Genomic DNA, 13,915 nt, shown 5'->3' with positions numbered 1-13,915 from the left:
AACGTACCACCACCGACGTCGCAAGCTCATCCAACGCCCAAACTAACCCAATCACCCAACACCTTGCGGCGCAGCCGCTTTGGGACTGCGGTGAGAATCACCGCTTTCGGGAGTCCTGTGTGAAGCAAGTCATCCCACCCCGCCACCGGAGCGCTCACCCAGCCCGTCAGGCACGTAGCATCCGCCAACTGGCACCAGTCCCTCACAAGGCCCTGCCAAAGCGGCGGTTCCCGCACGCACTCCCAAAATCCTGCTGCGCAGGATCCGGTGGAGAATGTCACAGGTGAGAAGATCACGATTCCCACCTCCGACATCGCCAGCCCAATTCCTAATTCATCATTCCTAATTCCTAATTTTCACCGCATCCCCCACCACCCGCTTCACGCACAATCCCTCCCACACCGCGACCACCAACAATAACCCCGTCGCCACCGCGCCGGCCGTGGCCAGATGCCACTTCATAAACACGGGAATCAGTGCCAGCTGCACCAGTACCGCTACCACGTGAGACCGCGGCACCCGGCCATACACCACGCTCTTGTAAAGCGCATTGCCTCCCAGGTAGAAGACAGTGGCCAATCCCAGCACCAGCGCCGCAGACAAGTTGGTGCGCCCATGGGGATGCGCCACGACCAATTCACTGGCCACCGCATTGAGGATGATGCCCGCCACCATGGTGACGTGCGTGTAGTGATAGTACGCCGCGATGCGCCCCGGATCACTGGAGTGCACGATCGCCTCGGAGCCATCCTTGCTACTGGTGTCAAAGTAAATCCACCACATGGCCAGACTGCCTATGAAGGCCGCCAGGAAGGCGATCACCAAAGATGAATCAAAGTGATTCGCCGTGCTCAGCGTGGCCCCGGTAATAAGGAGACATTCGCCCAGCGCCACAATGACAAACAACTGACACCGTTCGGCGATGTGACCGCCTTCCACCGTCCATTCAGAAGTGCGTGATCGGCCCAGCTTGGGCAACCAGAAGCCAAACATGGGCGAGAAGTACTCACAGCAGACCGCAACCGCCCACAAAGCGAGACGGGCACCGCCAATTACAAAGGCGCCACTCAACCAGAACACGGCCGAGATCAGCAGCCAGCCCAGCATGCGCTGAAAGTTGGGCGTCAAATCATGGCCCTTCTTCAGATGCGCCAGACAGAAGAGGGTGCGCCCCACCTGGATGAGCACATAACTGATGGCAAAGGCCAGCCCACCGTTTTTGAAGGCATGTGGGATGGCGGCCGCCATCACCAGACCCGCCAGCATGATGCCAAAGAGCATGAGCCGGACCGGCTTGGTTTCAGGGTCAAACCAGTTGGTGATCCAGCAGGAGTACTGCCAGGCCAGCCATACTCCGAACATCAGCACCAGCGTCTCCAGCGCTCCAAACAGCGACAGATCGTGGAGCAGATGGTGGGAGAGCTGGGTGACCGCAAAGACGTAGATGAGGTCGAAGAAGAGCTCGACGAACGAAACCCGCGCCCCATGCCCGTCCCGCACTCGCAAGAGGCTGCCGGGAACTCGAAACTTTCCCAAGGCGGCCCCATGGGAATGCCCATGACCATGGCCGGAAGGAGAGGAGGCAACAGAAGCAGACGACGACAGAGACTCGGAATCGCTCATAAACGACAAGATGAACCGGAGAGCCACGCTCGCCCTCCACAGGTAACGATGGAAGGGAAAACCATGCCAGAGTCAATCTCCGAATGGTTCTCCCCTGCCATCACCAGCCTTTACCCAACAGGCTACCTCGTCGTGTAGCCACCGTTGGAAAAGATCGTCTGACCGGTGATCCACCAGCCGTCCGACACCAAGTGGAGGACCGTGGGCACGATCTTCCCGTGGTCATTGAGCTTGCGCCCCGCTTCCTGGATAATGAAGAAGGCCGCCTTCCGCGTGAGTATCGTGAAGCAACACTGAGGTAACGTGCTCCGGCTACACAACTCCAAGACGCTGCCGCGATGGGGGAGCATGCCAGATTAATCACCTTTGCCACCAACGCGCACAGGTGTCGCGAAGCGTTTTGGAGTGCTGGCGGCTCGACGCCGCTTTCGCCTGCCGGGGATATATCCCCTTTCCCCCGGATCGCCGCCAGCGGCATTCGTCATCCAAGGAGCGAAGGGTCCCCGGGCCCGCCCAGAGCCGCCAACTCCAATAGGACATTGCCCGCTTCGCTCACCATCGGCGGTTGTGTTTTGGGCACAAACCGCCGCTCCTTGGCTCCCCGCATTTTGACAAGCAACCTTATTCCGCTTGTGCAATTGCCTCGAACCGGGAGGGCTCATGACACATTCACCACCTCCACACCCGCTCTACATCTTCAAATTCCGCCGCAAAAAAGCCACCATCTTCAACAGGTGCTTCTCCTGGTCCTTGCCGAAACTGTCGTGCGAACCATCCGGGATCTTCACATACTCCACTTCAGCCCCCGCCTCGCGGAGTTTCGCCACCATCACATCCGCCTGCTCCACCGGTACCAGGGGATCCTGCTCGCCGTGACAGAGAAACAACGGAGCAACCTCCTTCCGCACATAACTCACCGGGCTGGCAGCTTGGTAAGCCTCCGCCACTTGAGCTGGAGTGCCGCCTAGAAAGCCTTCCAGCATTCCCCGCACCGCCTGCCCTTCCTGAGCCCGTTGACGGGAACTATTGGCATACGCCAGGGTGAGGTCGTAAGGGCCCGCCAACCCTACGGCGGCCACGACCTTGGACGAGAACCCCGCACTCCCCCCGATGCCTTCCAGTTGCGACTGATCCGAGGTGACGGCCAGCATCATGGCCAGATGAGCCCCTGCGGAGGCTCCCAAGGCGGCGATCCGCTCCGGATCGACCCCGTACTCATCTGCGTGAGCCCGGAGCCATCTCACGGCGCACTTCACGTCTTCCACCTGGGCTGGAAATTTGCTCTTCGGAGCCAGTCGGTATTGCACCGTCACACACACCACACCTGCCTGAGCGAGATGAAACTGCAACCCGTGAAAATCGCTTCGGTCTCCTGCGGTCCATCCACCCCCGTGAATCATCACCATCGCGGGGAGCCTGCCAGATGGAGCGATTTTGGGCCGGGCCAAATCCAACTTCAACTCCTGATCCCCTCCTTTGCCATAAACGACACCCTCCTGAAAATGAACAGTGTCGGGAGGCGGCACCCGCTGTTTCGACGCGTAGAGCAACCCCGCCAGCAACAGCACCGGTGCAAGCACCAGAGCAATGAGCAGGATGATGGCTGTACGGGTCTTCACGAGTCGGGGATCCAGGGAGATCCCCATCTGACATTATAGAGGTGAATTTGTCAGGAGATTGTTCTCCGATGCTCCAAACAGGCCCCTCTGCTATCCAATCGACGCTTCTACTTTTTGCCGCCCAGGAAACACAACACCGCTCCGACCGCTGCCGCGCAGAAGGATGCCCAAAACCCCGGAAGGAAATTCAGCACCAAAAGAGGGATCTGCTGCTCCTGAATCTCCTTGTTCATGTCACTCTGGGAGACCAATAGCAGCGCGCACGCTGCCATGCCCGCAAAACCGCCCAAGCTGGGCCAGAGGAACCCCACCACCCCACCCACCACGGCTACAATCAGGGCCGCCGCCACGAGCGGACGCCCCTGCGTACGCTCTTTCTGGCTGATGGTGAGGTCAAAACCGTCACGGGAACGGGACCTCCCCAGTTCTCCAGGCTCCCGCTCACCCTTGAGCCAATCGCTGATCGGCAGGTCTGCCGTCATGTTCTTGCCAAAGGCGACCTCGTAGCCCGTGGCGGTCATCACCTTCTGTCCCTTGCAGGAGAACTCCACAAACGGGAGCAGAAAGAGCCCCAGCAGTGTCAGCAGGGCGAGTGGACCGAGGGGAGCACGCATAGCTGGAAGGACGGTTGAGTCACCGCTTAAACAATATATCACCCGGTCAGGGCGGGTGGGGGCTTAATTTCAGCCACCACTCTCACGAAAATCTAGACTGAAACGAAGCCCGGCCCAGCTTAGTGCTTGGCTTCGCCTTCCTTCTTCTCGCCATGGGAGTCGGCCTTGCCATGGTCATCGCCGTGACCTTTGGCATCGCCGTGGGCACCATGCTCACCTTTTTCCCCACCATGAGCCTTGAAGAGTTTGCTGGTCTCGGACCACTTGTGCTGTTCACAGGAGGTCGTGAAAAGGGCGGCGAGAGCGAGAGTGGCGGCAACGAACGTGGTCTTCATGCTTGGCAGGTCAATCTGTCGGACTGTCCCGCCCACACTAGCGGTCAAACCCGTCCGCGCAAGGCGGAAACGGTGAAACGGGGGTACGACAAAATGACCGATGGCGTAGCGAGGTTGGGGCGGAGGGCCAAAAAGCGATATGGAACCTCGATTGAGTCCAAAAATGTTCTCAACGCAATCGACGGAAGGCTCGACATGCAATGTTCACGAGAACACCACTCATCCCCTTAACTAAAACATAAGCGTCACAGTTTGGAATCCGCCTGGTGATGCGTTTTGGCAGCCCCCGAGCATTCCAGTGCATCGTCAAAGTCAGGCGGCACATTCTCTCAGCAACTCAGGAATTTGCCCCCTAAAACTGCCCGCGGAATACGCACCGCGCCGTGGGCGTCTCGTGGATCACGATTTCGCACAGGCCAGGCAGTTGCGGGCTCAAACGCACCCAGAACCAGGCGGCCATGTTCTCAATGGTGGGATTCTCCAGCCCCTCGATCTCGTTCAGGTAAGAGTGATCTAGAAGATCCATCAGCGGATTCATCGCCTTGCTGATCTGGGCGTGGTCATAGACCCAGCCGATCTTCGGGTCCACCTCGCCCTCGACGGCAATCTCGATCTTGAAGCTGTGCCCATGCATGCGCTTGCACTTGTGATCTCCGGGCAGGGAAGGCAGGGTCTGGGCGGCTTCAAAACGATAGTCCTTAACGAGGCGGCAAATCATGGCTGAGAGAGGGAAAAGGGAAGAAGGGTAAGGGACAAGTGAAAAGCAACAAAGCTCACTCCACTGGCACGGCGCGGGCGGCGCGGCGATCTTCGGTGACGCCGGGGAGGATGGTCATGCGGAGAAGACGGAACGGGCCGTCGAAGGGGGCGCTGTTGGGGAAAAGTCCCGCAGGCAACGGGCCGAAGCTGGCTCCGGCGGAGAGCCCCTCAGTGGGGAGACGGGGAAAGCCGCCTTCAAAAGGAGCGTAGCCGCGCACTTCCTTGGTCAGGCCGGTGGCAGCGAGGGACATGGAGCCGTCCAGCGAGACCAGGCAGCGCACGCGAATCTGGCCGGGAGCGAGCTGTTCCTCGGACTTGAGTGTGGATCGCAGGCCATCGTAATTCACCGTGAGCGCCGGGTGACCGTCCACTAGGTGCAGAGCGAATCCCAGGCGGGCATCCCCTTGACTGAGGAGAGTACTGTCCCCGTTTGTAGCGGGGTTGTAGTCAAAGATCACCTCGATATCGAAGGCCCTCTCCAGAATGTCCGGAGAGGCGTCCGCGCCGAGTCGGTCCCCGGATTGGAAGAAGTAGCTCACCATCCCATCAGGCGAGGAATCCACCTTCATCTGATCCACTGTCCTGAATGCGGAGACCCACTTCTGGGGAATCTGGGCTGCCAGATCCTTTTGCACTGCAGCCAGATTCGTCCGCCCTGCAAGATTCGTCCACTCATGCGGGTCTGACTGGTGATCGTAGAGTTCCTCGCTCCCGTTGGCGTAGCGGATGTAGCGCCAGCGATCCGTCCGGACCGCGTAACTGGCCTTGTCCCCCTCACCCATGGCGGTGACAGCAGGAGTGGTGCGGGAGGCATTGGGATCACGCAGCAGCGGCACCAGAGAGATGCCGTCCAGAGATTGAGGCTTGGGCAGGCCCGTCAGCTCGCACAGCGTGGGGTAAAGATCCACGAGGCTCACCGCCTGGCTGCTCTGCGTGTCAGGCTGGGTCACGCCTGGGGCAACCACCACCAGAGGTACATGAGTGACGCGCTCCCAGAGCCCGCCCTTGTGCCAGCGCTGTTTTTCACCCAGATACAGCCCATGATCACTTGTGAAAACGATCACCGTGTTCGTCTTGTTGGGACTGCTCTCCAGAGCGTCCAGCACCCTGCCTACCATGGCATCACAGAAGGAGATGCTGGCAAGATAGGCACGCACGGCTGAGCCCCAGAGCTGCCGGTCCAGCATCTTACGATGCAGCCCTCCATTAAGGTAGGCCTTGGCAGCGGCGGGCACATCAGCCAGGTCGTCCTCCTTCACCTCAGGCAGACGTACCTCGGAGAGTGGACGCTCGGCAAAGTACTGGCGGGGCACATACCAAGGGGCATGGGGCCGGTACAGGCCAACCGTGAGGAAGAACGGCCGGGGCTGCTTGCGCTGGAGATACTGGGCGGCCCAGTTCACCACCTGCCCGTCATCGGTGGCCTCAGGCTTCACATCGACAGTCCCCCAGTCCCAGTGCCAAATATCCAGCCCATTAAAGTTCTGCCCCGTATGAACGGGCAGATCAGGGATCTGCACTCCGTTCCCCGGGAAGCGCACATCCCAGGCTGAGTCCTGCTCAAAACCCCGACGCCCGCCATGCCAGCCCGTAAGGCGGCCCTCGGGCCCGCCATGGCTGGCGTGAAACACCTTCCCGCCGGCTGCCGTGGTGTAGCCCTGCTGGCGGAAGTACTCGGGCAGCGTCGGCTTGCCCTGCAAGGGCTCTGCATTGCGCCAGTCCTGCTCGTTCCCTGCCACCCCGCTGTTCCAGGGCTGGATGCCGGTCAGCATGGAGGTGCGGGAGGGATTGCACAGGGCATAGCTACAGTGCGCGTTCATGAAGCGCATGCCCATACGGGCCAGGCGGTCCATGTTCGGCGTCCGCGCCTGAGGATGCCCCCCCATCCAGCCGATCCAGTCATTGAGGTCGTCTGCAATGATGAAGAGCACATTGGGGGAGCCAGCGCGGGCCGCTTGTGCCTTGGGCACGATAGCCGGCTTCACGGTCACTTTGGGAGCGCTGAACGCGAGGGCATGCCCCAGCGTCAAACCGACCGCCAACATCGCGCCGCGCAGAAAATAATGCCTGGAGAACCTGCCTTGCATGAAGTGGCGCAGTGTACCCAGAACGCGTCTCCAGACAATGAAAACACGCCTCGCACTCCCCTCTCCCATCCTTATCCCTGCCCTGGCCAGACTGATTTTTTCCTGTGGCCTCGCCGTCGCAGCCCCCGCGCCAGAGGGCACCCCCGCGCTCTCAGAGCCCAAGTCTGCCCTTGCGGACCAGGGCCTCACCCCCCAGTCCCGGGCACAACTGCCAGCAAATAGCGGCTCCTTTGGCATCAAGCTCGCCCACGCCGCCCTGGACCGCACCCGCCATGACGTGCGCTATGAGCCCGCCTATGTGAAGCTGGCCTACCCGGGGGGCGACGTTGATCCCGCCACGGGCGTCTGCACAGATGAAATCATCCGCGCCTGCCGTGCGCTGGGCCTGGACCTCCAAAAACTGGTTCATGAGGATATGAAGGCCAATTTCAGCAAGTACCCCAAAAACTGGGGCCTGAGCCGGCCGGATCGAAATATTGACCATCGACGAGTTCCCAATCTGCAGACATTTCTGAAACGGCAGGGCGCAGAGCTGCCGGTGACCTCAAATGCTGAAGACTACCACCCGGGCGATATCGTCACCTGCACGGTGCCGCCCCATCTCCCCCACATCATGATGGTCGTGCCCGCCCCGGACGGAGGCTCCCGCCCCTGGGTGGTGCACAACATCGGCCGCGGCCCGCAGCTCGAAGACAATCTGTTCACCTACCCACTCACCGGCCACTACCGCTGGCGCCCGGCGCGGAGCACCGGGGGTCAATGAAACTACACAACCGCCGTCAGGGAGTGATCTTCTTGATCTCCTGAACGTTCGCCTTCATGACATCCAGCCACGTGCCCTTCTCCGGCACGTTGGCCGAGGGGTCAAAGACCACACCGTTAACTCCTAGATCCCTTAGTTTCTCCACCGCTGCAGCCGCGGGAGCGCCCTCCCATACCATCCACTTCGCCGGATGGGTGGCGAGGATTTTCTTGAACGCCTCGATCTGAGATTCATCAGGGACAGTGTCCGGCTCCCATAGCACAGACTGGACATTCAGCCCGTACCGCCGCGCCCAGTACTGGTAAATCGGATGGGACACCACGAGCGGCTGCCCGGCAAGCCGTTTACCCTCGCTCTTCATCGCCATGTCCAGGGCCAGAAGATCCGCCTTCAGCTGGTCAAAGTTCAAGGCAAAGAGTTCCACCTGACCGGGGCGAAAAGTTTGCAACGCCTCGCGGACGGCATCAGCCTGCTGGATGGCCTGGTCGAAGTCGATCCAGGTCGTGAAGACCGTCCCGCTGTGGGAATGCTCCCCCTCACCTCCATGGCTGTGGGTGACGGCATCCTTCACGACGATAAACTTGTCGGAAAAGGAGGCGGATGTGTTCACCGTCTTGGAGTCAGGGAGGGTCACCGTATCCAGCCAGTGCGAGTAACTTGCTCCGTTGAGCAGGATGATATCGGCCGACTGGAAGGCCTCCACTTCTGACTCGCTGGGCTCCCAGAAGGCGGGGTCCACATCGGGAGGGGCAGGAAACTTCACCTCCACCTCCGGACCGCCGATGCGTTCTGCGAAGTAAGCCAGGGGATAGTTGGCGACATACACCACGATGCGACCATGCGTGCTGGCCGGTGGGGTCATTTCCGATGATTTGGAACTGTCTGGAGCCTTCTGCTCCGGGGTGCAGGATGCCAGCAAAGCGCCGACAAAGACAGTGGACAACAGGGACAGGGGTTTCATGAGAAGATCAGGAATGCGTGCAGCGAAGATTCTCGCCACCCTGCGCATGGATGCAACCACGGAAACTTCCCTGCTCACCGCGGTGGAGGAAAGACAGCCCGACGCAGCCTTTGCGGGATATTCGTCGTCAAACCGTCCACCCCCATCGCCGCCAACTCTCTGGCCCGCGCCGGGTCATCCACCGTCCAGATATAAAGCTTGAGCCCTGCCTCGTGAGCGCGGGCCACGTCCGCCCCGGTCAATGGCCAGTCCACCCGCAGATCGAGCCCACTGATTCGATGACTTGCGGCTAGCTTGATGAGGTGGGTCAAATTCCAGATCGAGGGGTAGTCCACCACCCACGCAGTCTCCACCACGGGCATCGCCTCCCGCGCCTGCTGCACCAGGGCATGGTCGAACCCAATGATCACCACCTGCTCCGGGGCCAGAGAGCTGTCCTCCAGAACCTTTCGCACAGCTTCCACCAAGCCAGCCCCCGCTTTCAGTTCCAGAAAGACCCTCCGCCCCTGGGGAACCTCCCTCAAGACTTGGGCCAGCAGCGGCACCATCGTGGCTCTGCCAATGCCCGCCCCCTGCCCCGTCTGAATCTGCACCAGATCTACGGCATCCATTGCAGCCACCTTGTGCGAATCGCCCGCCACCCGACGGAGGTCCGCATCATGTATCACGGCAACTTGATGGTCGCGAGTCAGGCGCAAATCCATCTCCACAGCATCCGCACGCTGCTCCCACGCCAGACGAAAAGCCGCCAGGGTGTTTTCTGGAGCATCAGCTGAAGCCCCGCGGTGGGCAATGATCAGCGGTTCCATGAACCTAACATGCCATATGAAGGCCTTTATTCCAGTGGCGACTGTGGCCACAGGCAGGTTGACCACACAATGCCAACACGGGCCAGAATGGTTTTTCGACACGCAGTCACCTTGTTTTCCTGATCAGGCGCGCCGCCATCCCGCCCCGTGCAACAAAGGATAATGTTCAGTCAAAAGATTTATCCCAAATACATTCAAAGATGGCATCGCCGCTGCTTACGAACGTGTTGCGACCGGCAAGTCGTGACAACCAACAACAACCTAGAAAGAACAGACGCATGAAACCATCCTTGATTGGAAACCTCAGAAAACTGCTCTCCCACAAGGGGGCGATGCTGGCCGCTGCTGCCATGCTTTCGCCCGTCGTCGCTCAGGCTGGCACCGTGTCCGGCAAGACAGTCGTACCCCCGGTTGAGCCCCCCGCTCCCACCCCGTTCATCACCGGGAACCTGTCCCTGATGTATGACACCCACTTCATCTCCTACGGCCAGGATGTCTGGGGCGTGGGCAATGATTGGGGCGAGTGGTTCTTCCACCCTTCCTTCGAACTCGACTTCAACGTCGCTCCCGGACTTCAGATTTATGTGAACACCTGGGCTGACGTCAACGACCAGGTCGAAGGCGACATCGGCGACTACGTGCAGGAAATCGACGTGAACGTCGGTATCTACTACACCGTGGACAAGTTCAAGTTCCAGCTCGGCTACGGTTCCTGGAACTACGCTTCCCAGACGGAGCACATCATCGACGGCAAGATCTCCTACCTCGACGGACTCATCAATCCCTTCGTTGCCCTTCACGGCCGCGTTGGCATTGAGATCCCCGGCTATGATGAAGGTCTTGTGACCCAGGTTGGTATCGCCCCCGCCACCTCGCTGGGCCCTGTCAGCCTCTCCTTCCCGATCACGGTCTCCTTTGACACGGACGGCTTCCACGCTGGTGACGGCGGCTTCGCCTATGTCTCCGCCGGTGTTGGCGCCTCGATCCCGCTGCACAAGCAGATCTCCCTCGCTCTTGGTGTGACTTATTACCACACCCAGGACGACGTGATCCCGAACGCTGACAGCGACTTCGTCGTGGGCTCCGCCGGCATCGTGTTCACATTCTAATCCGTCCCTTTTCAGAAGGTTCAGATTCCTCTCACCAGCGCGCATCGTCACCCTTGGCGGTGCGCGCTTTCAATGAAAACACACATCGACAAGCACCAACCAAGTATGAACAGAAGGTACTTTCAGGCAATCATCGCCGCTGCGCTGGCCACCACCATCGCCACACCCGCCATGGCGGCAGAGACCGTCAAAGTGGGCGTGTTGCACTCTCTGAGCGGCACCATGGCCATCAGCGAGACCTCCCTCCGCGATGTCCTCCTCTTCACGTTTGACGAAATCAACGCCAAGGGTGGCGTGCTCGGCAAGAAGATCGAACCCGTCGTCGTGGACGGTGCTTCCAACTGGCCCCTCTTTGCTGAGAAGGCCAAGCAGCTCCTCGAAGTGGACAAAGTCGCCGTCACCTTCGGCTGCTGGACCTCCGTGAGCCGCAAGTCCGTGCTCCCCGTGTTCGAAGAGAAGAAGGGCCTCCTCTTCTACCCCGTGCAGTATGAGGGTGAAGAAATGTCCCCCAACATTTTCTACACCGCTGAGGCGGTGAACCAGCAGGCAACCCCGGCAGTGGACTACATGCTGGAGCAGGGTAAGAAGAAATTCTATCTCCTGGGTTCTGACTATGTCTATCCCCAGACCACGAACCTCGTGCTCCTGGAGTATCTCTTGAGCAAGGGCGTGCCGCTTGAAAACATCGGCGGCGGCTTCACGAAGGACGCTTCCGGCAAGATCATCTCCGCTGGCAAGTACACCCCCTTCGGTCATACCGATTACCAGCAAATCGTGGCTGAGATCAAGCAGTTCGCCGCCGGTGGCAGCGCTTGCATCATCAACACCCTGAACGGCGATACCAACGTGCCCTTCTTCAAGGAGTACGCTGCTGCTGGCCTCACGGCAGAAACCTGCCCGGTGGTGAGCTTCTCCGTGTCGGAAGATGAGTTCCGCGGCCTCCCTGCCAAGCAGCTCGTCGGCCAGCTCGGCTGCTGGACTTACTTCCAGTCCATCAAGTCCAAGACCAACGCCAAGTTCGTCAAGGACTTCAAGGCCTGGCTTGCCAAGTCTGACATCCCCGGCATCGTTAAAGAAGGCCGCGTGACCTGCTCCCCCATGGTACTCAGCTATGATGGCGTGTACCTCTGGAAAGCCGCTGTGGAAAAGGCTGGCTCCTTCGACGTGGACAAAGTGAACGCTGAACTTGAGAAGGGCATCTCCTTCGAAGGCCCTGGCGGCAAAGTCACCACCCAGAAAAACCGCCACCTGACCAAGAACGTGTACATCGGCGAAACCAAGGCCGACGGACAGTTCAAGATCCTCAAGTCTTATGAAGGCGTGGTCGGCGAGCCCTTCCTCAAAGGCACCTTCAAGCCCAAGGAATAGTTTGTTGTTGTTTGGTGAGTACCCGGCCTAAACCGGGGATTGCATACCCTCCGTGATCCGGCTGCTGGCAACAGCGCCTCCTCACGGAGGGTTTTTTGTGCCTCTGCGAGGAGACAGAAGACCAAAGACATGAGGAGAACCGAGAGACCGAGGGGACTCAGGATTTTGAGACTCACCCCCGAAAGGAATATCTACCACAGCCCAAGGTTGGCTGAGCGTCAAGCGAGCTAGCCTTGGGAACATCACGCGGCATGGATCAGGTGAGGAAGCCGGCAAAACAACTTCCCACTCCAGAACCATCAGCCCCCCCACAACGACGGGAATTCGCTGGTTCATCGCTCCGCTTCCCCTAGGCGGTTGTGCACACCAACCGCCGCTCTTTGGGGTGGACAGGCCTTTTGCACGGTCCGGGAACAAGACCCTTTCCGTGCGATTCAGAAATTCCGACCGTCCAAACGTGTCCCAACTTGCCTAGTTGAAGCGACACCCGGGACCTCACCCCGGTTTACCGGACTCCTGAATGCCTCACCTACCCCACATGAACCGCCGCACGCTTCTTCGGAACACCCTTGTCACCGCCCTGGCTGCCGCTCTGCCCGCCTACGCGGAGACCGGCCGACTGCCCCGTATCCTCCTGCGCAACGGGTGGCAAAGCATCAACATTGGAGATATCGCCCACCAACTGGGCATTCTGGAGCTGCTCCAGAAACACGGCATCAAGGCGGAGATCCGCTTTTGGGCCAGCAACCTGGAAAACGGGGCGGATGCACTGGTCCTGAAACAATTCCCGGACGTCATCATCCTCAAAGGACAGGCCGATATCGACAAGGCGTTCCAGGAATGTGACTTCCTCCTGCATGGATCTGGTTCCGGCTTTGTGGCCCAAAAGCATGTGGCAGAGTGGCGCAAGAAGACGGGCAAACCCTATGGTGTGTACGGCATCTCGTACTTCACCCCCAACCAGGAAGGCATCGAGACCCTCACGCATGCGAACTTCGTTTATTTCCGTGAATCCGTGTCCCTCAAGGTCGCCCAGGATGCCGGGGTGAAATGCCCCATCATGGCCTTTGGTCCGGATGCCGCCTTTGGCATCGTAAAGCTGCGCAATGATGAAGCCGCCAACGCTTTCCTCAAGGCCAACAACCTGGAAGAAGGCAAGTTCCTGTGCTGTATTCCCCGGTATCGCTGGACCCCCTTCTGGACGGTGAAAAAGGGGCGCGAGTTCGATGCGGTGAAGAATGCCCGCAACCAGGAGATGAAGGAGCATGACCACGCCCAGTTGCGGGAGGCGATCATTCGCATCACCCGGGAGACCGATTGCAAGGTGCTGGTGTGCTGCGAAGACCAGACCCAGATCTCTCTGGGCAAAGAGATCCTGGTGGATCCCCTGCCAGATGATGTGAAGGAGAAGGTGGTGTGGCGCGACAAGTACTGGCTCACCGATGAAGCCCTGAGCGTGTACACCAAGTCACTCGGCCTCTTTGGCAATGAGATGCACAGCCCCATCATGTGCATCGCCAATGGCATCCCTGCCGTGGTCTGCCGCTGGCAGGAACAGACCACGAAGGGCTACATGTGGCGGGATATCGGCCTGAATGACTGGCTCTTCACACTGGACAACGAAGATGAGATGCCCAAGATCGCACCCACGATATTGGCGATCGCCAAGGATCCTGACGCAGCCAAAGCCAAGGCCGCCCAGGCACGAGAAGTGGTGCTCAAGCTGCAGAAGGAACACATGGGTGTGCTGGCCGACTCCTTGAGCAAGGCCACCGCCAAGGCGTAACCCCAAGTCACTACCCGCTCCCCGTTTCAGCCCCCGCCCCTGCATCGCAGGATCGGGGGCTTTTTGCATCTACGACAATAAT

The 13,915-nt window shown here is 59.7% G+C and carries 12 protein-coding genes and 1 pseudogene; 4 read left to right on the top strand and 9 right to left on the bottom strand.

Going from position 1 to position 13,915, the window contains the following annotated elements:
• Window positions 1-342: 342 nt before the first annotated feature.
• The 7 genes and pseudogenes from VSP_RS11655 to VSP_RS35030 all read right to left on the bottom strand — a co-directional run bounded on the left by VSP_RS11655 (window position 343) and on the right by VSP_RS35030 (window position 7,037).
• Window positions 343-1,536, bottom strand: a complete 1,194-nt coding sequence (locus VSP_RS11655; RefSeq protein ID WP_009960782.1) for a low temperature requirement protein A — start codon at window positions 1,534-1,536, stop codon at window positions 343-345.
• A gap of 209 nt (window positions 1,537-1,745) precedes the next feature.
• Window positions 1,746-1,853 (bottom strand): annotated as a pseudogene (locus tag VSP_RS43850) (SDR family oxidoreductase); the annotation flags it as partial.
• A 459-nt stretch (window positions 1,854-2,312) separates the two neighbouring features.
• A complete protein-coding gene (locus VSP_RS35035) occupies window positions 2,313-3,242 on the bottom strand; it encodes an alpha/beta hydrolase (protein WP_198141367.1) in 930 nt (309 codons plus the stop codon).
• Between the two features lie 107 nt (window positions 3,243-3,349).
• A complete protein-coding gene (locus VSP_RS11640) occupies window positions 3,350-3,856 on the bottom strand; it encodes a hypothetical protein (protein ID WP_009960779.1) in 507 nt (168 codons plus the stop codon).
• Window positions 3,857-3,975: 119 nt separating this feature from the next.
• Window positions 3,976-4,191, bottom strand: a complete 216-nt coding sequence (locus VSP_RS11635) for a hypothetical protein (protein WP_009960777.1) — start codon at window positions 4,189-4,191, stop codon at window positions 3,976-3,978.
• A 352-nt stretch (window positions 4,192-4,543) separates the two neighbouring features.
• Window positions 4,544-4,909 (bottom strand): 6-carboxytetrahydropterin synthase QueD, encoded by a 366-nt coding sequence (gene queD / locus VSP_RS11630; protein WP_009960776.1) that lies wholly within the window; start codon window positions 4,907-4,909, stop codon window positions 4,544-4,546.
• A gap of 55 nt (window positions 4,910-4,964) precedes the next feature.
• Complete coding sequence (locus VSP_RS35030) at window positions 4,965-7,037, bottom strand: sulfatase (protein ID WP_198141366.1); 2,073 nt, start codon at window positions 7,035-7,037, stop codon at window positions 4,965-4,967.
• Between the two features lie 37 nt (window positions 7,038-7,074).
• Here VSP_RS35030 and VSP_RS35025 point away from each other — a divergent pair, with 37 nt between their 5' ends.
• Window positions 7,075-7,800 carry a DUF1287 domain-containing protein gene (locus tag VSP_RS35025; protein ID WP_009960774.1) on the top strand — a complete coding sequence of 242 codons (726 nt, stop codon included), beginning with the start codon at window positions 7,075-7,077 and terminating at the stop codon, window positions 7,798-7,800.
• 16 nt (window positions 7,801-7,816) lie between these two features.
• Here VSP_RS35025 and VSP_RS11615 read toward each other — a convergent pair whose 3' ends face one another.
• Complete coding sequence (locus VSP_RS11615) at window positions 7,817-8,761, bottom strand: metal ABC transporter substrate-binding protein (RefSeq protein ID WP_157210844.1); 945 nt, start codon at window positions 8,759-8,761, stop codon at window positions 7,817-7,819.
• A gap of 74 nt (window positions 8,762-8,835) precedes the next feature.
• Window positions 8,836-9,570, bottom strand: coding sequence for a glycerophosphodiester phosphodiesterase (locus tag VSP_RS35020; RefSeq protein ID WP_009960771.1), 735 nt, complete (start codon window positions 9,568-9,570; stop codon window positions 8,836-8,838).
• 278 nt (window positions 9,571-9,848) lie between these two features.
• On the opposite strand from VSP_RS35020, the gene VSP_RS11605 reads away from it, so the two are divergent.
• The 3 genes from VSP_RS11605 to VSP_RS11595 all read left to right on the top strand — a co-directional run bounded on the left by VSP_RS11605 (window position 9,849) and on the right by VSP_RS11595 (window position 13,833).
• On the top strand, window positions 9,849-10,679 hold the full coding sequence (locus tag VSP_RS11605; protein WP_075086842.1) for a hypothetical protein: 831 nt from the start codon (window positions 9,849-9,851) through the stop codon (window positions 10,677-10,679).
• A 105-nt stretch (window positions 10,680-10,784) separates the two neighbouring features.
• The gene (gene urtA / locus VSP_RS11600) at window positions 10,785-12,047 is read left to right on the top strand and encodes an urea ABC transporter substrate-binding protein (protein WP_009960768.1); all 1,263 of its coding nucleotides are present in this window, start codon (window positions 10,785-10,787) and stop codon (window positions 12,045-12,047) included.
• A gap of 538 nt (window positions 12,048-12,585) precedes the next feature.
• Entirely contained in the window at window positions 12,586-13,833 is a 1,248-nt protein-coding gene (locus VSP_RS11595) for a polysaccharide pyruvyl transferase family protein (RefSeq protein ID WP_009960767.1), read from the top strand.
• Window positions 13,834-13,915 lie beyond the last annotated feature (82 nt).

It is taken from the genome of Verrucomicrobium spinosum DSM 4136 = JCM 18804 (assembly GCF_000172155.1).
GTDB classification, from domain to species: domain Bacteria; phylum Verrucomicrobiota; class Verrucomicrobiia; order Verrucomicrobiales; family Verrucomicrobiaceae; genus Verrucomicrobium; species Verrucomicrobium spinosum.
The sequence above is the reverse complement of the archived record's forward strand: the minus strand, read 5'-3'. Positions and strand labels throughout refer to the sequence as shown.

Bases quoted from the DNA above. Each gene is read 5' to 3' on its own strand.
- VSP_RS11640 (WP_009960779.1), bottom strand. From the start codon at position 3,856: ATGCGTGCTCCCCTCGGTCCACTCGCCCTGCTGACACTGCTGGGGCTC.
- VSP_RS11635 (WP_009960777.1), bottom strand. From the start codon at position 4,191: ATGAAGACCACGTTCGTTGCCGCCACTCTCGCTCTCGCCGCCCTTTTC.
- queD (WP_009960776.1), bottom strand. From the start codon at position 4,909: ATGATTTGCCGCCTCGTTAAGGACTATCGTTTTGAAGCCGCCCAGACC.
- VSP_RS35030 (WP_198141366.1), bottom strand. From the start codon at position 7,037: ATGCAAGGCAGGTTCTCCAGGCATTATTTTCTGCGCGGCGCGATGTTG.
- VSP_RS35025 (WP_009960774.1), top strand. From the start codon at position 7,075: ATGAAAACACGCCTCGCACTCCCCTCTCCCATCCTTATCCCTGCCCTG.
- VSP_RS11615 (WP_157210844.1), bottom strand. From the start codon at position 8,761: ATGAAACCCCTGTCCCTGTTGTCCACTGTCTTTGTCGGCGCTTTGCTG.
- VSP_RS35020 (WP_009960771.1), bottom strand. From the start codon at position 9,570: ATGGAACCGCTGATCATTGCCCACCGCGGGGCTTCAGCTGATGCTCCA.
- VSP_RS11605 (WP_075086842.1), top strand. From the start codon at position 9,849: ATGAAACCATCCTTGATTGGAAACCTCAGAAAACTGCTCTCCCACAAG.
- urtA (WP_009960768.1), top strand. From the start codon at position 10,785: ATGAACAGAAGGTACTTTCAGGCAATCATCGCCGCTGCGCTGGCCACC.
- VSP_RS11595 (WP_009960767.1), top strand. From the start codon at position 12,586: ATGAACCGCCGCACGCTTCTTCGGAACACCCTTGTCACCGCCCTGGCT.